The organism is Methylosarcina fibrata AML-C10, from assembly GCF_000372865.1.
Lineage (GTDB): Bacteria > Pseudomonadota > Gammaproteobacteria > Methylococcales > Methylomonadaceae > Methylosarcina > Methylosarcina fibrata.
Window position 1 is genome coordinate 1,926,728 of record NZ_KB889965.1, and the last position, 21,005, is coordinate 1,947,732.

A 21,005-nucleotide genomic window follows, 5' to 3' on the forward strand; every position below is an offset into this window, starting at 1 on the left:
CTTGACCTCAATCAGTAACCATCAATGCCACTATAGAGTGACTTACAAGCCCAATATATCCTTTTGATTTAAATTGACTGACTACTAGTGGCCATGCGCTAAACAATCTCTCCCTGCATCCAGCTGGGCTATCAATAAATTGTTCTTCGATATCGGGTTCAGCTTCTACTTTTATTCTCGCGTAACCTTCTCCATTTCCATCGACCCTGGTTTGTTGGACGAAGTTAATTAATGTATCAGCCGCAGCTTGCTTGAATGTTGATGTTATATCCAAGTCTGGATATTCATCCCAACTGGTCCCGTGTTCGCAGCCTCCCCAACCCGATTGCCCGGTATAAACCAATGCTCCATTCATCCATATTCGGGTCTCGTCGTCATATTTGACGCGATAAATTGTCACTCGCTTGATTTTGTCGGGTCTTAACACTCTAAACGAGACGGTTTGCGTATATGTGTCGCAATTACCAGCCCAATAGTTATCACCAACTATCCCAAGATTGAGAAAGGTACAACCTATACCACAGCTCTCTATGTTTCCATCTCCTGAACCGAACCCCATTACAGGACTATAAGCGAGGGATCGGGTCACAGAACACTTTTCTGTCTTAAAAGATTTTTTACATTGCTTCAGGTCCTCGATGTGGATTGAACATGATTTTTCACCCCAATTTGTTGTTTTTTCACAGCCGTTGAACATATCGTCGATCAATGGCGAGGTGAGAGACAAAACGTCATCCGATTGCTTCCAAATCGGATCGTTCAGCATGTTCGGCATTGCCGTATTGGCACCCATGAGCGTTTGATACGCATTGGCGTGTTGTGTTGAGCCAGTACTTAAATTTTCGATGTTGCTATTAACATAACTTCCCTGAGCGCCAGCATTTCCATAAGCTGCGGCTGCGGCATCCATCGATCCCGGCTGGATCTCTTGGAACATATCGTTCTGCTCTATGGTTTGGCCTGCAACCAGTCCATTTGTCAGGGTAATCTGACCGGTCGAGCTATTAACATTTGGAACAGTAAAGCCTGACATGAGCGAACCACCCAATGCCTCACCTTCAGCCGCCTGGTCGAGAAAAGCATCAGCGAATACAGGAAATGGCACAAAGAATGCTGCTAGCGTCAATAAATAAAACGCTGCAATAGAATTGTGAAATATGCAAACAATCAGTATGTGTGCTATTGGTTTTTGGATTTTATCCATGGCTTTTATTCTTCAATGTAACTCAGGCAGCAATCGGTATAGCGCCAGATCAGGTAAACAAAATCCTCACCTGTACCTGGTATGTTTCGCCACTCACCCCATTTAAAGGGAGATTCTCCGATGTAGTGGCAACAGTTTTCGCCGGGTACGACCTTTTCAACCATTTCTGGCTGTCCGTTTGCTCCAATAACTGTGTTGCCATTTGCATCTTTCTTCTCAGTCAGCAGTTTTTCGGCTTCCGCTTCAGCGACCGGGAACATCATGCTCATTTTGTATTGTTGCTTTGGGACCATGGGGTAGATCGTTCCGCTACATAAAGCGTCATTGCCATAGGTCTTGTGGGCTAGTCCACGCCTGTGAAGTGCGGCCAATACCCTTGCCGATAATAAACTGGTGTCCCTCGGTGGCGAGGCATCGGAAGCAATATTTCCAACAAACGGATACAAGTTGCCCCAGCATCCTGCACACCACCATAACGAGGTCATCGGCTGCGATGCAGTAGTTACGGTGCAGTCGACTGTGCAGGCCGCTACAGCCAGAGGATTAGCGAATACCACTGCTTCAGGATTGAGAAAAAAAGCCAATTCATCAATATTCCATGTCGGGTCCAATTCAGACATGTACATCATGTCCATACTTCTAAATCCGCCCGCATTGCAGCTATTTTGAACGAACAGATCCAGGATCATGTACAAGGGATAAGCCCAATAGTGGTAGTTGTAAAAGGTCTTGTCTGTTCCATCGCCTTCCACCTCTTTATGCCCACCCCAAAGTCTTACGCCATTATTGAACGATATGCCCCCAAGGGCTGGAGAACAGTAAGGCTTTCTAACGACTTCAATGAGTCTTGCGGGAAGCCATGCGCTAGCCGTCATGCCAATATTTGGAATACCATTGTCGTCGCTACAAAAGCAAAAGCTTTCATCCGTCGCTCCATCCGGTATATCGTTATCCATATCGTAAAGCGTCATACCCAAAAGCCTGACGGGGAACAAACAACTCCAGCAAATACCTGTAATCATTTTCTTTCCCCAAAGATCGGCATCGGGGCATAATAATTTCTCTGCTGAAATCGTATTACTTTCGGAAGTATTGATTGTTTCTTGCGCCAAGAGTTGGCCTGAGAGCATCAATCCAAATAGGCTCAATAGTATTTTTTGACGCATCAGTGAACCTCGCCGCTTGAAAGTTCCTTGGCAACAACGTGATCGCCTTGACCTTCTATTACGGTTGGCAACACCTCTAGCTTGAACCGGTCCATGATGCTTTTATTGAGCTTGTACAAAGGACCGTTCACGAAATCACCAGTCTCGTTGTAATGGCTCCAGCCACGCTCCTTGTCGATTTTGGAAAACAGGTAAATAACTGGTTTACCCTTTTTGAGAATTTCGTCGCCGGCTTTTTTGGCGATTTCAACCTGTTTTTTACTGGTGGCATCAAATATGATGTAGGCGTGCCGCATTGGCATCATTGCTTGCGGATTGATCCTGTCGCCTTTTTTGATAATTAATCGTCCGTCAGGATGGAAAATATCCTGCGTCGAAACGATTGTCATGTCGATAGCCCTTTCCCTGGTCTTTTCGGCCGGTCGTAAATTAAATTCGTCTTGTTTCTTCCAGAAATTGGCGATGGCTTCGGTTTTTTGTTTTTCCCAATCGACATTTGCCGCCCTGCGCTGGATTTCTTCAATCATGTCAGGCTCTAAAATGCCGTAAATTGGTCCCTTTTGGCCATGATCTCCAGGTTCTTGCTTGCTTAACCAATCGAATCCCGGTAAGCCACGAGCACTACGTGTTTTTCCTTCTGCATCGGTCTCGACTATTGTTGGTACTGCTGTAACATTGAATCTCGTAAACAATGTTGGATCGATGACAGCACCTGGGACTGGCTTTAATTTCTGCACAATCGGCAAAAGCTTTTTGGTGATTGACCCCGTGTTTTGGTCTTTCTCCACTCCTCGAAAAACCAGTATCGACTTGGTGGCCGCTGCTTCTTCAGCCGCAGCTTTCATTTCATGCATCGGCATGCCGAACGAAACGAAAATCCAGCGTCCTTGCACAGCCTGAGCAAGTGACCGCTTACCCATGTCAATATCGTTATCAGAACCTGGATTTGCGATCCGATTGCCTTCATTAAATAGCTTTTCTAACGGCGGACTTAAATGCATGGGTTTGGTTTTCAACCAATCGGGCAATTGTCGATTCATATTGGGCTGCTGTTGTTTAAGGATTTCCTTTAGAAAAAAATCGTCTTCTCCCGCCATAACGGAAGAAGACGGCAGGTGCAGCACCAATGCTGCCAGGAAGCAACTAGAAAATAGGGTACGCGCGACCAATGACATCTTTTTCATCTACCAGTCCAAGAAGGTTATAACGAGAATCGAGGCTGTATTCATGATCACCGGCCACGAAGTATTTACCCAATTGGATCGTATTTTTCCCATCATGCAACTCATCATTTGGAAATAATTTCTTGAGGCTAAGACCATCTTCTTTACCGACGAGCGTCCGGTCGCCCACGGTGAAATCCCGGCCTTTCTTAGTAACAATGTTGCCTGGACCAGCGAGTAGGCGTTTAGCGAAGATATATCCATCTGGATAGGGATCGCCGTTGTGCCATTTGAATGCTATAAAGCCCCCGGTTTGGACATTTTTATCAAGACAAATCAGGAACAGCGTGTAAGGCAGGCTAGGCGTTTGATTGATAGCCAAACGGTAGTTGGCGTGTATTACGCCATACAATGAAATCAACAATACCCAAGTAATCGAATGCGACTTAAGGTGGTTGACTAAAATAAGGCCGAATGTCTTTGTTCGTTCGATAAAGACATGTATCGTTAACGGCTCGTCTCTATTCAATGTTGACATAAGCCTCCTCTGGAGCGCTCAGGACAGACTGCGCGTCGAGAATGACCACGCCGCGCTGGATTAACTCTTCAGTCGATGATTTAACTTTCGTCATAAGAGCTTTGGCGTCTTCTTCGGTTTGAGCCTGGTCTGTTTCTACAGCTTTTTTGACTAAGGCTTGCACATCGACAATGGCAATTTGTGCCGGCACTGGTGAAAGAGAGGCGGCGAAATAGCCGCCCAAGGCACCAGAGAGGACACAACAAAGTAATAAAACCAGCATTTTTAGTGGGGTTAGAGAAATCATGCGTCGAGCCCGTACATCCTTGCGAATTCAGCAATGCCGCCTTTAACCCCGCGACCAACTGCTTTGAATTTCCAGTCACCCTGGTAGCGGTAGATCTCTCCAAAAATCATTGATGTGTAAATTGCCGTATCTCCCTCTTCACTTAGGTCGTAACGAGTAACTTCTTCTTGAGTATCTTTATTGACTAGTCGTACAAATGCATTAAGGACTTGGCCAAAGTTTTGTTTGAGTTTGTCAGAGTCGTGAATGGATACAAAAATGATAAGTTTTTGAATTTCATCCGGCACTTTGTCCAAAAATACGTGAATAGACTCATCGTCGCCTTCGCCGGCGCCAGTTCTGTTATCACCCGCATGATTCACCGAACCGCAAAGCGACTTCTTATTGTTGTAAAAAATGAGATCTTTCTCATTTTTTGCTTTTTCGTTGGGACCCACCATTAGAATGGAGGCATCTAAATCAAAGGTTTCCTGGTCACTCTCTCTAACATCCCAGCCAAGGCCGACGATGATATTTTTTAATGAAGAGTCCGTTTTTGACAGGTTGATATTCCCGCCTTTGGTCAAACTTAAAGTCATTTTTTACCCCTATGAGTTGGTTAAGAATTGTTGTGAAGGTTGGGATAACGCTGCTTGAGCGATTCCGGAGCAACAAGCAATGCCTGTTGTTTTTTGTATGAATTTGAGGACCAGAGAGATAGACCAATCAAGACGGCGCCGGTAACTCCTGTTATCACTTCTGGTATCTCATGAACGATGCTGACCAGCATGAGCATTGCCAGTGCGAGAATGGCGTAATGAGCGCCGTGTTCGAGGTAAATGTATTGATCGAATACGCCTTTTTTGACCAGGTAATTGGTCAGTGATCTAACGTATAGAGCTCCAATCCCCAAGCCAAGCGTGATGATTAGGATTTCTTGAGATATTGCGAAAGCCCCAATGACACCATCGAAGGTAAATGAGGCGTCGAGCAATTCAAGATACAAAAACGCAATGAGACCACCTCGTTTAGCGGTTTGCGTGATTGACATTTGATCTTCGGAAACCGCAAACAGACTGTCCAAACTGCTCACGAATCCGTAAAGGAATATACCCCAAATACCACCGATCAAAACCGTGGCCTTGATTTCAGAAGGTACTGTGGCTCTAATGGTTAATAGACAAGCGAGCGAGATTGTCGTGTTTACTGCATCGATTTTGCCCAGCGATTGAAGACGTTTTTCGATAGCCCCGATCCATAAGACATCACGCGTCTCGTCAAGCATGAAGCTCAATCCGACCATTAACAGAAACATGCCACCGAGCGATGCGATCATCGGATGAGCCTGATGTAAGTGATGGGCGTACTGCTCGGGTGAATTTATCACCAGCAAGATCACATCATGAACACTTAATCCTGTTGCAAATGACACTACCAAGACTGGAAAAACCAGGCGCATGCCAAATACGGCAATCAACATGCCCCATGTAAGGAAACGCTTCTGCCATATCGGTTCCATGTTTTTTAGCACACCGGCATTCACGACGGCGTTATCAACCGAAAGGCTTATTTCCAGTATCGCCAGCACTAAGACTAGAAAAGCATCTTTTATCCCATCTGTTACAAAAACCGCGATCAAGACTAGCGTCAAGATAGCGTGCGAACCATAAAAACTACGCACGTTTATCTCCCTTGTAAATCAATTTGACGATCATCAGTTCTGGCGGAAAAGACCTTGAAGCGTAGGTTTTGAACGCTTTAAGTGTTTGATCGTTATCAGACTTTGAATTTATTTCTCCGGCCTGGGACGGGTTGGCCAAAGCCATACAAAGAGCAAGAGCACAGGTTATTAATTGTTTTCTCATCAATTTTTCTTCCGGTTAACGTTGAAAAAATCTTACGAGAAACAGCTTTTTTCCATCGGCACAAAAGACGCTGTTTTTCGGCCTCTTTCGATTTTTGAGCGTTCGTTGACCCTAAATGCGTGATATCTCTGGAGGGTGTAGAGAGGACGAATTGACCACAATCGGTTCTTGAATTGGAGCGGCGCCTGTGTAGATCAATATTTACATATTTCGTCAACAAGGTTTTTTTGATTACATAATTTTTGGAGTGACTAGCATTTGGGATGTGTGACCCTACATACCTTGCGCATCATGGCTTGCGCGGGTTATTGCCCTTTTGGGTGATTTTTCGCGCTATGGCATTTTTAATGCCTCAGCCAAAATTCACCCAAAAAAATAATATGGAGATGTGATTAAAATTATGAATCTTGTTAACGATGATTTAAAAGCTATTAACTTCCAATTTTTGATGCTGGCCAGGGAATGCGCCCGGCATAATCCCATGGAGGCTATTTGGAGGTTTAATCTTAATGACATAGAAATCGAGAAAATTGCCAGCATGACGCTGGAAGAAATCAAAAGCCTGTCTGAATGCGGCAGGGCTGTCTTTAGAATGCCGTCCGTCATGCCAGCGCCGCACGGTATTACATCAAGTATAGCCGCAGCCTTATTACCAATTGCGTTGCTCGCACAGGCTTAAAGGGGGCTAAGTGATAACGGAATCTCACTTGCGGCTTACACCCAAAGAGACAGACATTTTAGGTCTAAAACGCAAATTAGATCTGGCAAAAGGCATCATTGAAAAAGGGGGGCGACCTTCGATTGTGAGAGCTGTTTGCCAGATATCAAAAGCATCCGCTCTTCAATTCCATAAAGAGATCCATGGCCAAGGGCCCTCAGCCGGTCTATTGCCCTATGATCCTGACTGGATAGTCAAAGCGCCACAAAATTGCCTACATGCTTCAATTTATTTCAATGTTTTTCAAACGATTTCACAAAAGGCGATCAATGGCGAGAATCAAGATATTTCGTCTATCGGCAAAGTCGGGAGCAAGGAAACTAGCAGCCCCGACCCCAAAAAAAATACCGAAAACGAAACCGCAAAGCATGCGACAAAAGGAGAAATCTTCCTTGCTTCCTATATGCTCTATGAACAAATTATTGAGGACAATCCTAAGATACTAAATATCAATCGGGCTTGGCACATTGGACAGCAGATTGCCATGGCTTATATAAGTGGAATTAGCTGCGCCCTATGCAATTCGACATATGTTTCCATTCGAGACTACCCAGAGCTTTATAAGCTTTGTCCACTATGCGACTCAATTACTGATTCAAGTGGGCGTCAAAAATGGAAAACGCCTAACTTGAACGTTAACAAGAAAAACGCCCACGATATATTTTCAAAATATACGTTTCATTCGGAGGCGTTGTGATTTTGTTAAAGAAGTTATATAGACGAAAAATGCTTAATTCGGAAGGATCTGATCTTTCCCGGGTCGTTACTGAACAATTGTTGACTTCTGATCAGATTTGTCGAGTAGATTTCGATTCAATCGCTAAAGTAACTGTAGTTTTCTTTCAAGATTTTTTGTTCCCTCTGGTTCTTGAGTTTGGGAGCGAAACCATAACAAGCAGGGTTCATTTGATGAATTTGTCGGATGAACATCATTTAGCTTACGAAGAAGCGTTTTTAAAGTCCTCCCAATATTTGGACCGGGTTGCAGCTCGGGAAACCAAAACATTTGGCGACATATCTGATATTACTTGTGATCTACTTATTAAGGCCAGGGAGTTATCACGCCGTGATCCATCTGCTGCTCATATCACTTTTGGGTTGGGGGCTGGAATGATTGAGTCTCTTGCGAATATGGATATAGAACAAATTCGTCGAATTTCGTCTTCTGGCGTTATTTGTTTTGAACCACGATTTACTACCGAGTTCGCATCGAAACTGGCTGCCTTACAAGGAGATGAGATCGACGTATTTTTGAATGTCATCGGTAGTATAGACATGGAAGGGGTTTATGAGTCTGAATATCATTGATCGCTATGCTACCGCTATTGAACTTCTGTCGCTTGAAGCAAGAATTAACATCATCTCCGATGAGACAGGGTTGTCACCTAAGATTCTACGCAAAGCGTTTGTCGATATGCACAAACGATCCCCACCGAGAGGACCGTTAAAGTTCAACACGAATTTTATCTATAAAAGCTTTTCAAGGACGAAGGAAGCCACATTATTTGTGTTTTTTTTTCGTATTGAAATCCATGATGACTTCATTCAGCGATGTATTAACGCGTATCGCCGATACAAGGCATATATATTGACTGTTTATAAAGTCAGACCAGTTTTCGATTTTTCTGATTCTTGGATGATTGCAAAATGGTCAGAGTGTGGGATTTTAAAGCTGGTGCGATGTGGCCATTGTCGAAGCGCCAAACTGATTAATAATGAACTGCAGCAGAATGTGTGCTGTATTTGTAAATATTGAGTGAAGTCCTTTTCATGAAAGTCTCTACTTATTTCGCTTTGATGGCAGAATTCATTACGGCACATATTCCTTAACGGGTTAGCAGTCAAATGTACGCCATGGCTTCGTTGGTACCGAGGCTATGGCTACACATCTTGATCAAAATCTAGACGACGCTAAAAAAACCTAGGAAAAAATTAACAATTGAGCTGAAACCTTTGCAACTTTGAGTGACAATATGACCGTGCTAGTACCTCTAGAACAGTGGAACGCAATAAAATTCGGAGGGCGCTATACACCCAATACCTTGCGCACCTGGGCGAGAAATGGCTATATCAAGCCCCCCGCCCAGAAAGTAGGTAGAGATTGGCTGGTGCAAAGAGATGCTATCTTCCAGAAACCACAAAAATCCATTGAAATCCCAAGCAATGTTGATATAGGTATATCGCCTGTGGACCCATTGGTTTTAGCTATTTTGAGTAAATAGGTATTAAGATTATGGCGCCTCGTCGCAGATCGTCAACGAATCGAGATTTAAACAAGATACCAAACCTCTACCGCAAAGTAGACAAGCGAACAGGAAATCTATCTTTCCAGTACAAGGACCCTCGAAATGGAAAGTTCTGGGGGCTCGGCGCAGACGAAGAAACAGCTAAAAATCGCGCAAAACAACTCAATGCGGCAATTTATGCACAACTAGCGCAAATCACGCCAGATAACATCATAGCTGAGCAGCCTCGCATCAAATCCGCGGGTATGCCCTTCAATAAATGGGTCGATGAATACCTGAAAATCACCAACGACCGTTTGCAGTCTGGAGAGATTAAACCAAACACTTACCGAACGCGAATCCATCTAGTCAAACGTTTAGGCGAGATTTTCGGCAATAAAGGAATAAAGGGAATCACAGTTAAGGAAATTGTAACTAATTTGGATGCGTATCGCGCCGCTGGCAAAGAGCGTATGGCGCAGTCATTACGCTCCACACTAATCGATGTTTTTGCGGAAGCAATACAAGCCGGAGAATTAGATTCCAATCCCGCAACTATGACAAAGAATAAAGCCGTACGCGTGAAACGCGCTAGGTTGACGTTCGAAACTTGGCAAACTATTTTTGATTCCGCAGAATCACTTCAACCCTGGGTGCAAAATTCCATGCTGCTGGCGATTATTACAGGGCAACGCCTGGAGGATATTGCTCTTGCACGCTTCAAACGCGGTTCTGACTGGGAGCCAGCATTTTCGGCATTCATTCAGAAAAAGCCATACTCGATCAAACCTTATGCCTTCATAGATGGCGACTTCTTACATGTGCCCCAACAAAAGACACGAACGCTGATCAAAATACCATTAGCTCTTCGTTTGGAATGTATTGATGCTAGCTTGGGAGATGTCGTCACAAGGTGCCGAAAGTATGCCCTTTCTCAGTACCTTGTTCATCACACCCGACGCGGAGTAAATCAAGAAATTGGTGATCCTGTTCATCTTAATACAGTGAGTAAAGGATTCAAGAAAGCGCGTGTGAAATCAAGACTGACGTGGGATGGATCTCCGCCGACATTTCATGAACAGCGCTCACTTGCTGAGCGGTTATATCGTGACCAAGGCTTAGATACGCAGCGTCTACTTGGTCACAAATCCTCAAAAATGACTGACCTATATCATGATTCCAGAGGTGCGGAATGGCTTGAAATAGCTATCAAATAGAATGAATATTTTGGAGTAATTTTGGGGGCATTTTGGGGAATGACGCAACACATTGACTTATAAGATGTTTTTTTCATGCTCGTATACTGCCCATGCAGACAAAAAGAACTTTTATTTTTTCCATAACAAACACTTTACTAAAACGGGAGTCCTGCTTCAGGTCATTGATGCCGGCGGTATTCGCCGTCGGGATCGGCGTAATAAACGCCCAAAGGCCGGTCGAAGGTAAATTTGGCCGGTCTGAATATCAACAGATCGGCTGCTTTCTGAAAGGCATCGTGAGGCGGAGAAATTGTCGTTAGCGCCGTCAACGGGCTGATGCCGATAAAAAAAGCCGTACCGACGATCGTCGTCGTCAGACCGAGCGGACGATAAATCACAATATCGACCAGTTCAACCCCGCGCGGCAGCGGCCTTACCTGGGCCTGTGCGGCGGGAGTCAAGGCGAACATCAAAAGACACATCAGCAATTTATTTTTCATAGGGATCTGATTAAATTAAAAATGTCGGTCCGTCTCCGCTGACGGCCGGCTCAACTTATCGTTGAACCGGCTTCAAGGCAAAACCTTTCGACACGACGTGAGCGTTGAGAATGATGTTAGCACACTCCTCAGCCTTATTGACAGTCATGTGAGGCAATCTTCAAGCTCGCGCACGTCTGCAACGGGGGACGGCAAGAGGTGGCGTTCGGAACGTTGCCGTTAATTTCCGCCGGTTTTACAACGGCTGAAAAGTCATGAGCGATACGGACAAGATACGGTAGGGACCGCGCAAAACGCACGGCATCGGTTGAAAACCACCCGTCGGAAGTGTGGTTTCAGCCGGTGCACGATTTGAAACCGATCCGAACGCTTTCTAATGACGGATGAATTGCCCCTCACCCGAAAGTTGGACGGCAGGACGGAAACAGCCTTTGCGGGCTTTCAGTCAAGCCATCATCCGCGCCGAGGCCAGCTCGTCCTTCTTGGCCAGAGTTCTGGCATACAGTTTGCTTTAAGCCTGCTAAGAGAACAGCAAGCTGCCGCAACAGTCCTTGAAAACGCTTGCTCCTCCCACAACCGCTTGCAAGCGGGCCCGTCATTCAACCTCCGGAGACCATCATGAACGATCTCATCAACAAAAGAACCAACGCAGCCATTGCCGCCGCTTTAGCCGTATCGGCCGGTTTGAGTTTTCCGATCAACGCCCCGGCAGCCCCACGCACTCCCGCTACTGTTTCTTCGTCCGCCTCTTCCCAGCCGAAAGACTCCAGGGAAACAGAACGTCGGTTGCTTAAAGAAAGAGAACAAAATATAGATGTCGAAGCGAAAGACGTTATCATGGGAATCCGGAATGCGTTGATAGCTTTACAAAAAAACAACAGTAACGAAGCCCTGACTTCGCTGCGGCAGGTATCGGACAAGCTCAACGCCGTGCTCGCCAAATACCCTGCGGCAGGGCTGCTACCCGCCCAGGTGGAGGCGGACATCTACGATTTCGACGGCGACGACAAACAGGCTCAAAAAATGATCGACCGCGCCGAAGACCTGCTTGACGACGACCGGGTTCAGGAGGCCCGCCGCGTCCTGGCCGATCTGGTCAGTGAAATCCGCATCACCACGACCGCTATTCCTTTGGCCACGTTTCCTGCCGCGATCAAGGAAGCCACCGCGCTGATCGATCAAGGCAAAACCGAGGAAGCTCGGGATGCTCTCTACGACGTTCTGAATTTATTGGTCGATACCACCGAGATCATGCCGTTGCCGGTGCTTCGCGCAGAGGCGCTGCTGACCAAAGCCGCCGAGCTGGAACATAAAAAAGATCTGAGCCAGGAAGCAAGCAGAAAGGAAATCCTCGATCTGGCCGAAGCGGCCAAGGAAAAACTGAAACTCGCCGAAACGTTAGGCTACGGATCCAAGGACGATTACAAGGAGCTCTACGATGCGATCGACGACATGAAAGACGTTATTCATACCGAAAAATCGGCGGCTATCTGGGCCAGGATCAAAGACTCGTTCTCCGCCATCAAGAACAAGATAGTTCATCCGGCTAAATGAAGACGGCGGAACTTTACTTTACAATCTAACAAGGAAAACGTTTTTCCGATTACCCGACCATCGAGCCCCTATGAATTTTCAGCGAAAGCCTTCGCCAACCCGACAAGATGCTGCTTTTTGGGCCATTACCGTTGACGAGCATATGGAGCGGCTGCACGCCACGCCGCAAGGTCTGGCTCAACGGGAAGCGGAAAAACGTTTGCAACGCTTCGGCGCCAACCGATTGAACGGTAAAAAGAAAACGGGGCCCTGGCGGCTGTTTTTGGCCCAGTTTAAAAGTTCCATTATCCTGATTTTGCTGTTCGCCACGGGATTGTCCTTTTTCCTGCACGACCGAATCGACGCCGTCATTATTTCGATCATTGTATTGATCAGCGGCATTCTGGGATTCTGGCAGGAACAAAGCGCGGCCGATGCGGTGGACAAATTGCTCGCGCTGGTCCGGGTCAAGGTGACGGTGCTGCGCGACAACCGGATATTGGAAACGTGGCCCGACGAACTGGTGCCGGGCGATGTCGTCGTGCTCAAGGCCGGAGACGTCATTCCGGCCGATTGCCTGTTATTGGCAGCCGATCATCTGTTCATCGACGAAGCCATGCTGTCCGGAGAAAGCTATCCGGTCGAAAAATCGCCGGGAACGGTCGCCGCCGATGCTCCGCTCGGCAAACGCAACAATGCGCTGTGGATGGGAACGCACGTCCAAAGCGGCGAAGCGAAAGCGCTGGTCGTCGCCACCGGACCACGCACCGAATTCGGCAAATTATCGGAACGCATCCGGCGCAAAGCGCCCGAAACGGATTTCGAACGCGGCATCCGGCACTTCGGTTATTTGCTGATGGAAGTCACTTTAATTCTGGTCATCCTCATTTTCGCGGTCAACGTGTATCTGCACAAACCGGTGATCGACTCTTTCCTGTTCGCGCTTGCGCTGGCGGTAGGGCTGACTCCGCAATTGTTGCCGGCCGTGATCAGCATCAATCTGGCTCACGGCGCCAAGCGCATGGCCGAGGAAAAAGTCATCGTCAAACAGTTAACTTCCATCGAGAATTTCGGCAGCATGAACGTTTTGTGCTCGGATAAAACCGGCACCCTGACCGAAGGCATCGTTCACGTCAAGGGCGCTCTCGATGCCGCAGGCAACCCCAGCGATAAAGTATCGCGCTATGCCTATCTGAATTCCTGTTTTGAAACGGGCTTCGCAAATCCCATCGATGAAGCGGTCCGCGGCGCTCTGGCGTTCGACGTCGGCCATTACCGCAAACTCGCCGAAGTGCCTTACGATTTTTATCGTAAACGCTTGAGCGTACTGGTTTCCGACTCGGGCACGGAGGTGCTCATTACCAAAGGCGCGCTAGCCAATGTGCTGGCCGCTTGCACGCAGGTCGAAAACGGCGACGGCACCCTGGCCGACATCGAGGAAGTTCGGGAGTCCATTCAACAGCACTATGAGGCCTTCAGTGCGCAGGGACTCCGTACCTTGGGCGTCGCTTACAAACCCCTGGCCGAAAAACGGGAAAACGTTAAAGAGGAAGAAAAGGACATGCTTTTCTTGGGTTTTCTCACGCTGTTCGACCCGCCGAAAGCCAACTGCGCCCAAACCATCCGGCAGCTCGGGCAACTGGGCGTGACCCTGAAAATCATCACCGGAGACAACCGTTGGGTAGCCGAAACCGTCAGCCGGGAATTGGGCCTCGATGGCGCTAAAATCCTGACCGGTCCGGAAATCGCGCAAATGAGCGGAAACGCGCTGATCAATCTGATGCCCGAGATCAACGTGTTCGCGGAAGTCGAACCCAACCAGAAGGAACGCATTATTCTTGCCTTGAAACAAGCCGGCTTCGTGGTCGGTTACATGGGCGACGGCATTAACGACGTATCGGCTTTGCACGCGGCCGACGTCGGCATTTCGGTCGACAGCGCGGCCGACGTCGCCAAGGAAACCGCCCAGATCGTGCTCCTGGAAAAGAATCTGGACGTGTTGTTGCAAGGCGTCAAGGAAGGCCGGATTACTTTCGCCAATACGTTAAAATATGTATTCATGGCGACCAGCGCCAATTTCGGCAATATGTTCAGCATGGCCGGCGCCTCGCTCATCCTGCCCTTTCTGCCGTTGTTGCCCAAGCAGATCCTTTTGACCAATCTGCTGACCGATTTTCCGGAAATGACCATCGCATCGGATCGCGTAGACTCCGACATGGTGGCCCAGCCTCGGCGCTGGAATATCCGATTCATCAAGAAATTCATGGTCACTTTCGGCTTCGTCAGTTCCATTTTCGATTACATGACGTTCGGCCTGCTGCTGTGGCTACAGGTGCCTCTCGAACAATTCCGCACCGGCTGGTTTCTGGAATCGGTGATATCCGCCGCCTTGATCATTTTCGTCGTACGCAGTAAAAAACCCGTCTTCAAAAGCCGTCCCGGCAACTATTTGACGATTACCACCTGGATGATCGTCGGTTTGACTTTAGCCTTGCCTTACCTTCCGCTTGCGCCGCTGATCGGCTTTCAGCCGCTGCCCTTGCCGACCCTGGGCATGCTCGGAGTCATCGTCCTGTCTTATATGATCACCGCAGAAGCGGCGAAACGGCTGTTTTATCGAGGAACGCAGCTTTAACCTACCACCTGATTTTCTCCGGATAATGCAAATGCAATCAAGGCTCACGCCATGAAGCGACGAAATACGGCACGTCCAAATATTGCATGGAACCCGGAGTTCGGGTTTGAAGCAGGTCCGCCGTTAACTTATAATATCGTTTCAATATTTTTAACTCTCTTTCAATTGTTTTTCCCTTTTCAATGGATTGCTTCATTCTGGATATGAAAAACCCATTTTTTCGGAACGCTTTTTTCAAGAAGCTGGGGTTTTTCCCTTACTTTTTAACGTTTCTCCTGGTAACGGCATGCAGTGGACGCGAGTCCGACCGGATGCCCTCGTCGTCGCAAAAACCGCCGGCCACCACCGAAACGTCGCCTGGACCTGCCGAATCAAAGCCCGAAGGCTCGCCCGGCAGCAGAACCGTTACTCTTCGTCCCGAGTCGATTCCTTATATTGAAGTGCAGGAAGTCAAGGCCGAGTCTCTCGGCGGCGTCATCTCTGCGCCTGCGCACGTGGATTTTCAAGCCAAGGCGATTTCGACGACAGGAACCATAGTGGCGGGACGAATCACCAAGATCTATGTTCAGGTTGGCGACAGAATCAAGGCGGGCGCCCCCCTGGCGACTTTATCCAGCGTCGAGGCGACGCAGATGCGCTCGGATTATGCCCGTGCGGTAGCCGAACTTGCCCGGGCCGAAGATCGTTACCGGCGGCAGCTTGAGATGCAACGAGCGGGAGTGGGACTCGAAATCGAACGGGTCGAAGCGGCAACGCAATTGAAACAGGCTCGTACGGATCTTGAACGAAGCCGGGATTTTTTGCATTTGCTCGGCAGCGGCATCGCGGATGAGGTCACCGTGCGGGCACCTTTCGACAGCATGGTGCTAAAAGCCTACGTTTCGGTGGGAGCTACAGTCGGTAACGGCTCGCCGTTATTCGATCTGGGCGAACCTTCCGCCGCCTGGATCGTGGCGGACGTCTTCGAACGAGATCTGGCGCTGGTCGAAAAAGGCGCCAAAGTCGTTATCGAGCTGGCTTCATTGCCCGACCCGATCCACGGCCATGTAGTAGCGGAAAGCGCAGCGATTCAAAGCGATCTCCGCCGGGCCGCGGTATTTATCGAGCCCGACGACGCTAAAGTTGCGCTGCGTCCCGGCATGTATGCACGAGCTTTGATTGAGACCTCCGGTCCCGGCCATATTTTTTTACCGCCTTCGGCGATCCTGATTCGCGACGGCAAAACGACCCTTGTCTATATCCAGAAGTCGCCCGGGGTCTTCGAATCGAGAATCGTGCAGATCGGTCAAGCGCAGGAAGGTTTGATACCGATTCTGAAAGGCTTGTCGGTCGGCGAGCGCGTCGTAGTGAGCGGCGCGCTGTTGATCGACGGCGAAGCCGCCATGCTGCTGTAGAGACGCCGTATGCTGAAATTGCTCATAGAGTTTTGCGTGCATCGGCGGATGGCGGCTATTGTGATAACCGCCGTCATTGCTCTGTTTGGCGTACATGCCTATGTTCAGACGCCGATTGAATCCTACCCGGACGTAACCAATACCCAAGTGACGGTCATTTCCCTGATGCCGGGCTATGCGCCGGAAGAAGTCGAGCGGCAGGTCACAGTACCGCTCGAGCGCGTCCTGAACGGCACCCCGCAAATGCTGCAAATGCGCAGCCAGAGTCTGTTCGGCCTGTCGTTGATCACCATGACTTTCGACGACGACGCCGACAGCTTCCACTCGCGCACGCTCATTTCGCAGCGGCTTGCCGGCGCGGAACTGCCGGACGGCGTGATGCCGGTGCTGGCGCCCGATTACACGCCGCTCGGGGAAATCTATAAATTCATCGTGGTCAGCGACCGCCACTCGTTGTACGACCTGCGCTCCGAAATGGAATGGAACGTCTCCCGCGTCCTGAAGCAGGTTCCCGGCGTCGCCGACGTGCTGACTTTCGGAGGTCTCTATAAGGAATTTTATGTCGAAATCGATCCGGTTCGGCTGGAATCGTTCGGTTTGACGTTGGAAGACGTCAATCAGGCCATCGCTCAATCGAACCGAAACGTCGGCGCCGGTTATCTGCGGCACGGCGACCAGCAGATCGTCGTGCGCGGCGTGGGCTTTTTAAGCCGGCCGGATGAAATCCGCAGCATTGTGCTGAAAAGCAAAGAAGGCACACCCGTCACCGTCGGCAACGTCGCCCGCCTCGTCCAGTCCTATACCCCGCGGCAGGGCACGGTAGGTCTGAACAGAGCAAACGAAGCGGTCGAGGGCATCGTGCTGCTGCGGCGCGGAGAAAACCCTTCCGTGGTCCTGGAGGCCGTGCATGAAAAAGTGGCGGATCTGAATCAACGCATCTTGCCGAAAGGTATGAAGATAGAGCCTTTTCTGGACAGAACGGAACTGGTCCACAATACGCTGCACACCGTTTACGACAATCTTCTGCACGGCTTCCTGCTGGTTGTTGGCGTCGTCTGGCTGTTTTTGCGCAGCGTCCGCGGCTCCCTGATCGTCGCCGTGGTGATTCCGCTGTCGCTGCTGGTAGCCTTTGCCGGGCTCTATCAGCTCGGGCTTCCCGCCAATTTGATTTCGATGGGAGCGATCGATTTCGGCATTATTCTCGACGGCGCCGTGGTCCTCGTGGAAAACGTCATCCACCAGGCGACGCGACAGCGGCCCCGCACCCATCACGAAATGGTCAAATTGATCGTCGATTCGGCGTTCGACGTTGCAAAACCTGCCTTTTTCGCCATGTTGATCATCATCGCGGCGTTGCTTCCGGTGTTCACTCTCGAACGGGTCGAAGGCCGCATCTTCCGGCCCTTGGCGCTGACCTACAGCTTCGCCCTGGTAGGCGGCCTGATTTTTGCCTTGACTTTGGTGCCCGCGCTTTGCGCCGCCCTGATTCATCCTAAACAGGCCATGATCGAAGAGCCGCGGTTTCTGGTGAAAATCCGCGGCGCCTATCGCCGACTGTTGATCCGGGCTCTCGGGCAACGCCGCCTGACCTTGGCAGCCGCGGCCATTTTACTGATCAGCGGAGCGTTGGCGGCGAGCCGCCTGGGCACCGAGTTTTTGCCGGAACTCGACGAAGGCGACATCCATATTTTTGTCGAAATGCCGGCGAGCATCTCGCTGGACAAAGGGCAGGAAATCTTGCTCGACATGCGTGAAAAACTGCTGGCGTTCCCCGAGGTCAAAGGCATTTTGAGCCAGCAAGGACGCTCGGAGGACGGCACCGACAATGAAGGCGTGAACATGAGCGAAACGTTCGTCCATCTGAAACCCCGCGATCAATGGCCGCCAGGATGGCACAAGGAGCGCCTGGTCGATGCGATGCGGGCATCGCTGACCGCGATTCCGGGCGTCCGCTTCAATTTTTCCCAGCCGATCAAGGACAACGTCGAAGAAGCGGTCAGCGGCGTACGCGGCAAGGTGGTATTGAAAATCTACGGCGACGATCTGAAAAAAATGCGGACGACGCTGGAGGCCGCCAAAGACGTGCTGAAAGACGAGCCCGGCGTGACCGATCTGGACCTGTACCGCGAATCCCAGGTGCCGCAACTGCAAATCCGCCTGAACCGGCCCGCTTTGGCGCGCCAGGGAATCACGGTCGATGCGGCCCAGGATGCGATCGAGACCAGCCTCGCGGGAAAAGTGGTGACCGATTTATGGCAGGGAGAACGGCCGGTCCCGGTTCGAGTCATTCTGCCGACGGGAGAGCATGCGAACGTCGAGCAGATCGGCAATCTGATGCTCCCGACGCCCATCGGCGCGCGCATTCCGCTGCGGGAAGTCGCCGACCTCTTCATCGAACGCGGACGGACTTCGATCGAACGGGAAGCCAACCGCCGCTTTCTGGCGCTGAAATTCAACGTCGAAGGACGCGATCTCGGCACCGTGGTGCATGAAGCCCAGTCGCTCGTCGAAGCCAGGGTCAAAGTTCCCGAAAACCATTTTCTGGCGTGGGGCGGGGAATTCGAAAACCAGCAGCGCGCGATGGGACGGCTGGCGGTGATCGTACCGATCGCGGTGCTGATCGTGCTCGGCCTGCTGTACAGCGCGCTGCAGTCGGCCCGCAGCGCCCTGGCGATTCTGTTGTCCGTGCCGTTCGCGATGACCGGCGGCGTATTCGTGTTGCTGCTGTCCGGCATCGCCTTGTCGGTCAGCGCAACGATCGGATTTATCGCGCTGTTGGGCCAGGTTTCGCTGATGGGGCTGCTCGTATTGAGCGCCACCGAACAAAACCGGCGTGACGGCCAGAGCTTGGTCGATGCGGTATTGAACGGTGCGACCGATCGCTTGCGGCCGGTCCTGATGGCTTCGTTGCTGGCCTTGCTGGGCCTCCTGCCGATGGCCGTTTCGACCGGCATCGGCAGCGAGACTCAGCAGCCGTTCGCGATCGTCATCGTCGGCGGCATGTTGACCACGTTTTTCGTGGCGATGTTCGTGCTGCCGGTCATTTATTCCTACATCACTCCGAAACGATTGATCACGCCGGAGGAAGCCGACGAAATCCAGGATGCGTCATGAAAATGTGGTTTTTTCCGGAGCGGCGTTTGCCGGTCTTATCCTGTTTATTGCTGCTGTATGTGCTCGCCGGACCGGCGCCGGCGTCGTCCGCCGAATCGGCGCCGGTCCCGGTCACGCTCGGCGAGTTGCTCGACATCGTGCGTGAAAAAAGTCCGCGCTTTGCGGTTATCCTGCAACGCATCGAAGCGGCCCGGGCCGAAGTGGTTGCCGCCGGCGTTCTGCCCAATCCGACCGTCAGTTACGGTCGCTACGATCTGGTCGGCGGAAGCCGGAACACCATGTTCGAGGGGAACGTCCAGGAACAGGTCACCATGGAAATGCCGCTGTTAATTGCGGGCCAACGCGGCGCCCGCATCGAAGCGGCGGAAAAAGGCGTCAGTGCGGCCGAAGCGGACGTCGAAGCCGAATACGCGGCATTGGTTCACGAAACGCGGCGGTTGTTCGTTAAATTGCTGGCGGGCCAGGAACGAGTCGCCGTTCTGGAAGAAACCGCACGCGAGATGAATCGCTTGACGGCCATCGTCGGCGGCCGCAAGGAAGCCGGCAACGCCAGCGCGTACGATGCCTTGCGTATCGGCGTCGAAGCCAGCGGCATCGCGACCCGACTGGAAACGGCACGAAGCGATCTGGCGGAATCGTCCGGCGATCTGGCCGTCCTGCTGGGCCTGCCGAACTGGAAACCGGCTGCGGCCGGCAAACTGACGGTGTTGGGCGTACCGGCCGATGCGCAAAAACTCCTGGCCGAAGCGATACGCGCCAACCCGGATCTTATCGCCGCCGAGCGCAGCGAAACCGCCGCCGAAGCCGGTCTGGAAAAAGCGAGGCGAGAACGTTGGCCGGACGTTTCGGTACAGGTCGGGACGGCTTATACCGACAGTCCTTACAGCAACACGACGTTCGCCGGAGTTTCCGTGGAAGTGCCGATCTTCGACCGCAACCAGGGCGGAATGGCCCGCGCCGAAGCCGCCAAACTGGCAGCCAGGCTGGAATACGACTACACGGCTTCCCGCACCCGCGTGGCCATCGAACGCGCTGCCGGCCTCCTGGTACGCCGTAGGGAGACCCGGCTCAAATTCGAAAAGGAGGTGCTGTCGAAATTATCCGGACTCAAATCGATGGGCGAAGCGGCCTACCGCTTCGGCAAAGGCACCATTCTGGAATTGCTCGATTCTTACCGGTCACGGACCGAAATGCGCCTGACCGAGGTCGATTTGATTCAGGCCGAAACGGAAGCCGAACTGGAAGCGCTCAGGACGTCCGGTCAATTACTGAATTATCTGGACACTGCCGACGAAACTTCCGCAGCGGCCCCAGGAAACGGCGGATAGGCGGTTTTGCTAAACGCGTTACAGGACGTTGGGCACGGAGTGGTCGCGGCCGGCGCCCAGTTCATGGTTCATTTCAACTCGCGCGGTTTATTTCAACCGCGCCGAATCGCCCTTTTATACGGCACGATTCATTTTTAAAAATAAATCATTTATTTATT

The 21,005-nt window shown here is 50.6% G+C and carries 20 protein-coding genes; 11 read left to right on the forward strand and 9 right to left on the reverse strand.

The annotated features are described in order from the left end of the window. Positions 1-7: 7 nt before the first annotated feature. From A3OW_RS0109145 to A3OW_RS0109180, 8 genes are read right to left on the reverse strand one after another with little or no spacing between them, the layout of a single operon-like run. On the reverse strand, positions 8-1,204 hold the full coding sequence (locus tag A3OW_RS0109145) for a hypothetical protein (protein WP_020563137.1): 1,197 nt from the start codon (positions 1,202-1,204) through the stop codon (positions 8-10). Positions 1,205-1,209: 5 nt separating this feature from the next. Next, positions 1,210-2,370, reverse strand: coding sequence for a TraU family protein (locus tag A3OW_RS0109150; protein ID WP_020563138.1), 1,161 nt, complete (start codon positions 2,368-2,370; stop codon positions 1,210-1,212). Further along, complete coding sequence (locus tag A3OW_RS0109155) at positions 2,370-3,554, reverse strand: TrbC family F-type conjugative pilus assembly protein (protein WP_083918182.1); 1,185 nt, start codon at positions 3,552-3,554, stop codon at positions 2,370-2,372. Before A3OW_RS0109155 ends, A3OW_RS0109150 begins: the two co-directional genes overlap by 1 nt. Beyond that, positions 3,514-4,071, reverse strand: a complete 558-nt coding sequence (locus tag A3OW_RS24590) for a S26 family signal peptidase (protein WP_020563140.1) — start codon at positions 4,069-4,071, stop codon at positions 3,514-3,516. The genes A3OW_RS0109155 and A3OW_RS24590 overlap by 41 nt, the downstream gene beginning before the upstream one ends. Next, positions 4,055-4,357, reverse strand: a complete 303-nt coding sequence (locus tag A3OW_RS0109165; RefSeq protein WP_020563141.1) for a hypothetical protein — start codon at positions 4,355-4,357, stop codon at positions 4,055-4,057. Before A3OW_RS0109165 ends, A3OW_RS24590 begins: the two co-directional genes overlap by 17 nt. After that, positions 4,354-4,935: a TerD family protein gene (locus A3OW_RS0109170; RefSeq protein WP_020563142.1), complete on the reverse strand. Its 582-nt coding sequence runs from the start codon at positions 4,933-4,935 to the stop codon at positions 4,354-4,356. Before A3OW_RS0109170 ends, A3OW_RS0109165 begins: the two co-directional genes overlap by 4 nt. 20 nt (positions 4,936-4,955) lie before the next feature. Further along, on the reverse strand, positions 4,956-6,017 hold the full coding sequence (locus tag A3OW_RS0109175) for a DUF475 domain-containing protein (RefSeq protein WP_020563143.1): 1,062 nt from the start codon (positions 6,015-6,017) through the stop codon (positions 4,956-4,958). Then, entirely contained in the window at positions 6,010-6,201 is a 192-nt protein-coding gene (locus A3OW_RS0109180) for a hypothetical protein (RefSeq protein WP_020563144.1), read from the reverse strand. The genes A3OW_RS0109175 and A3OW_RS0109180 overlap by 8 nt, the downstream gene beginning before the upstream one ends. Positions 6,202-6,601: 400 nt before the next feature. Here A3OW_RS0109180 and A3OW_RS0109185 point away from each other — a divergent pair, with 400 nt between their 5' ends. From A3OW_RS0109185 to A3OW_RS0109205, 6 genes are all read left to right on the forward strand, one after another. After that, positions 6,602-6,880: a flagellar transcriptional regulator FlhD gene (locus A3OW_RS0109185; RefSeq protein ID WP_020563145.1), complete on the forward strand. Its 279-nt coding sequence runs from the start codon at positions 6,602-6,604 to the stop codon at positions 6,878-6,880. Positions 6,881-6,908: 28 nt separating this feature from the next. Beyond that, positions 6,909-7,616 (forward strand): FlhC family transcriptional regulator, encoded by a 708-nt coding sequence (locus A3OW_RS0109190; RefSeq protein ID WP_020563146.1) that lies wholly within the window; start codon positions 6,909-6,911, stop codon positions 7,614-7,616. Then, entirely contained in the window at positions 7,613-8,227 is a 615-nt protein-coding gene (locus A3OW_RS0109195; RefSeq protein ID WP_020563147.1) for a hypothetical protein, read from the forward strand. The genes A3OW_RS0109190 and A3OW_RS0109195 overlap by 4 nt, the downstream gene beginning before the upstream one ends. Beyond that, positions 8,208-8,675: a FlhC family transcriptional regulator gene (locus A3OW_RS27050; RefSeq protein WP_020563148.1), complete on the forward strand. Its 468-nt coding sequence runs from the start codon at positions 8,208-8,210 to the stop codon at positions 8,673-8,675. The genes A3OW_RS0109195 and A3OW_RS27050 overlap by 20 nt, the downstream gene beginning before the upstream one ends. A gap of 217 nt (positions 8,676-8,892) precedes the next feature. Beyond that, a complete protein-coding gene (locus A3OW_RS27055) occupies positions 8,893-9,141 on the forward strand; it encodes an excisionase (protein WP_083918184.1) in 249 nt (82 codons plus the stop codon). An 11-nt stretch (positions 9,142-9,152) separates the two neighbouring features. Continuing rightward, positions 9,153-10,361: a phage integrase Arm DNA-binding domain-containing protein gene (locus A3OW_RS0109205; RefSeq protein ID WP_020563149.1), complete on the forward strand. Its 1,209-nt coding sequence runs from the start codon at positions 9,153-9,155 to the stop codon at positions 10,359-10,361. Between the two features lie 161 nt (positions 10,362-10,522). On the opposite strand, the gene A3OW_RS24595 is transcribed toward A3OW_RS0109205, so the two are convergent. Continuing rightward, entirely contained in the window at positions 10,523-10,843 is a 321-nt protein-coding gene (locus A3OW_RS24595; protein ID WP_020563150.1) for a hypothetical protein, read from the reverse strand. Between the two features lie 618 nt (positions 10,844-11,461). Here A3OW_RS24595 and A3OW_RS0109215 point away from each other — a divergent pair. From A3OW_RS0109215 to A3OW_RS0109235, 5 genes are all read left to right on the forward strand, one after another. Continuing rightward, positions 11,462-12,397, forward strand: coding sequence for a YfdX family protein (locus A3OW_RS0109215; protein WP_020563151.1), 936 nt, complete (start codon positions 11,462-11,464; stop codon positions 12,395-12,397). Between the two features lie 70 nt (positions 12,398-12,467). Beyond that, positions 12,468-15,011: a magnesium-translocating P-type ATPase gene (gene mgtA, locus A3OW_RS0109220; RefSeq protein ID WP_020563152.1), complete on the forward strand. Its 2,544-nt coding sequence runs from the start codon at positions 12,468-12,470 to the stop codon at positions 15,009-15,011. Positions 15,012-15,214: 203 nt separating this feature from the next. Next, positions 15,215-16,405 (forward strand): efflux RND transporter periplasmic adaptor subunit, encoded by a 1,191-nt coding sequence (locus A3OW_RS0109225; protein ID WP_020563153.1) that lies wholly within the window; start codon positions 15,215-15,217, stop codon positions 16,403-16,405. Positions 16,406-16,414: 9 nt separating this feature from the next. Next, positions 16,415-19,519, forward strand: a complete 3,105-nt coding sequence (locus A3OW_RS0109230) for an efflux RND transporter permease subunit (protein ID WP_020563154.1) — start codon at positions 16,415-16,417, stop codon at positions 19,517-19,519. Further along, positions 19,516-20,847: a TolC family protein gene (locus A3OW_RS0109235; protein ID WP_020563155.1), complete on the forward strand. Its 1,332-nt coding sequence runs from the start codon at positions 19,516-19,518 to the stop codon at positions 20,845-20,847. The genes A3OW_RS0109230 and A3OW_RS0109235 overlap by 4 nt, the downstream gene beginning before the upstream one ends. Positions 20,848-21,005: the final 158 nt, after the last annotated feature.

Coding starts and splice junctions, on each gene's coding strand:
- A3OW_RS0109145 (WP_020563137.1), bottom strand. CDS start 1,204: ATGGATAAAATCCAAAAACCAATAGCACACATACTGATTGTTTGCATA.
- A3OW_RS0109150 (WP_020563138.1), bottom strand. CDS start 2,370: ATGCGTCAAAAAATACTATTGAGCCTATTTGGATTGATGCTCTCAGGC.
- A3OW_RS0109155 (WP_083918182.1), bottom strand. CDS start 3,554: ATGAAAAAGATGTCATTGGTCGCGCGTACCCTATTTTCTAGTTGCTTC.
- A3OW_RS24590 (WP_020563140.1), bottom strand. CDS start 4,071: ATGTCAACATTGAATAGAGACGAGCCGTTAACGATACATGTCTTTATC.
- A3OW_RS0109165 (WP_020563141.1), bottom strand. CDS start 4,357: ATGATTTCTCTAACCCCACTAAAAATGCTGGTTTTATTACTTTGTTGT.
- A3OW_RS0109170 (WP_020563142.1), bottom strand. CDS start 4,935: ATGACTTTAAGTTTGACCAAAGGCGGGAATATCAACCTGTCAAAAACG.
- A3OW_RS0109180 (WP_020563144.1), bottom strand. CDS start 6,201: ATGAGAAAACAATTAATAACCTGTGCTCTTGCTCTTTGTATGGCTTTG.
- A3OW_RS0109185 (WP_020563145.1), top strand. CDS start 6,602: ATGAATCTTGTTAACGATGATTTAAAAGCTATTAACTTCCAATTTTTG.
- A3OW_RS27050 (WP_020563148.1), top strand. CDS start 8,208: ATGAGTCTGAATATCATTGATCGCTATGCTACCGCTATTGAACTTCTG.
- A3OW_RS27055 (WP_083918184.1), top strand. CDS start 8,893: ATGACCGTGCTAGTACCTCTAGAACAGTGGAACGCAATAAAATTCGGA.
- A3OW_RS0109205 (WP_020563149.1), top strand. CDS start 9,153: ATGGCGCCTCGTCGCAGATCGTCAACGAATCGAGATTTAAACAAGATA.
- A3OW_RS24595 (WP_020563150.1), bottom strand. CDS start 10,843: ATGAAAAATAAATTGCTGATGTGTCTTTTGATGTTCGCCTTGACTCCC.
- A3OW_RS0109215 (WP_020563151.1), top strand. CDS start 11,462: ATGAACGATCTCATCAACAAAAGAACCAACGCAGCCATTGCCGCCGCT.
- mgtA (WP_020563152.1), top strand. CDS start 12,468: ATGAATTTTCAGCGAAAGCCTTCGCCAACCCGACAAGATGCTGCTTTT.
- A3OW_RS0109225 (WP_020563153.1), top strand. CDS start 15,215: ATGAAAAACCCATTTTTTCGGAACGCTTTTTTCAAGAAGCTGGGGTTT.
- A3OW_RS0109230 (WP_020563154.1), top strand. CDS start 16,415: ATGCTGAAATTGCTCATAGAGTTTTGCGTGCATCGGCGGATGGCGGCT.
- A3OW_RS0109235 (WP_020563155.1), top strand. CDS start 19,516: ATGAAAATGTGGTTTTTTCCGGAGCGGCGTTTGCCGGTCTTATCCTGT.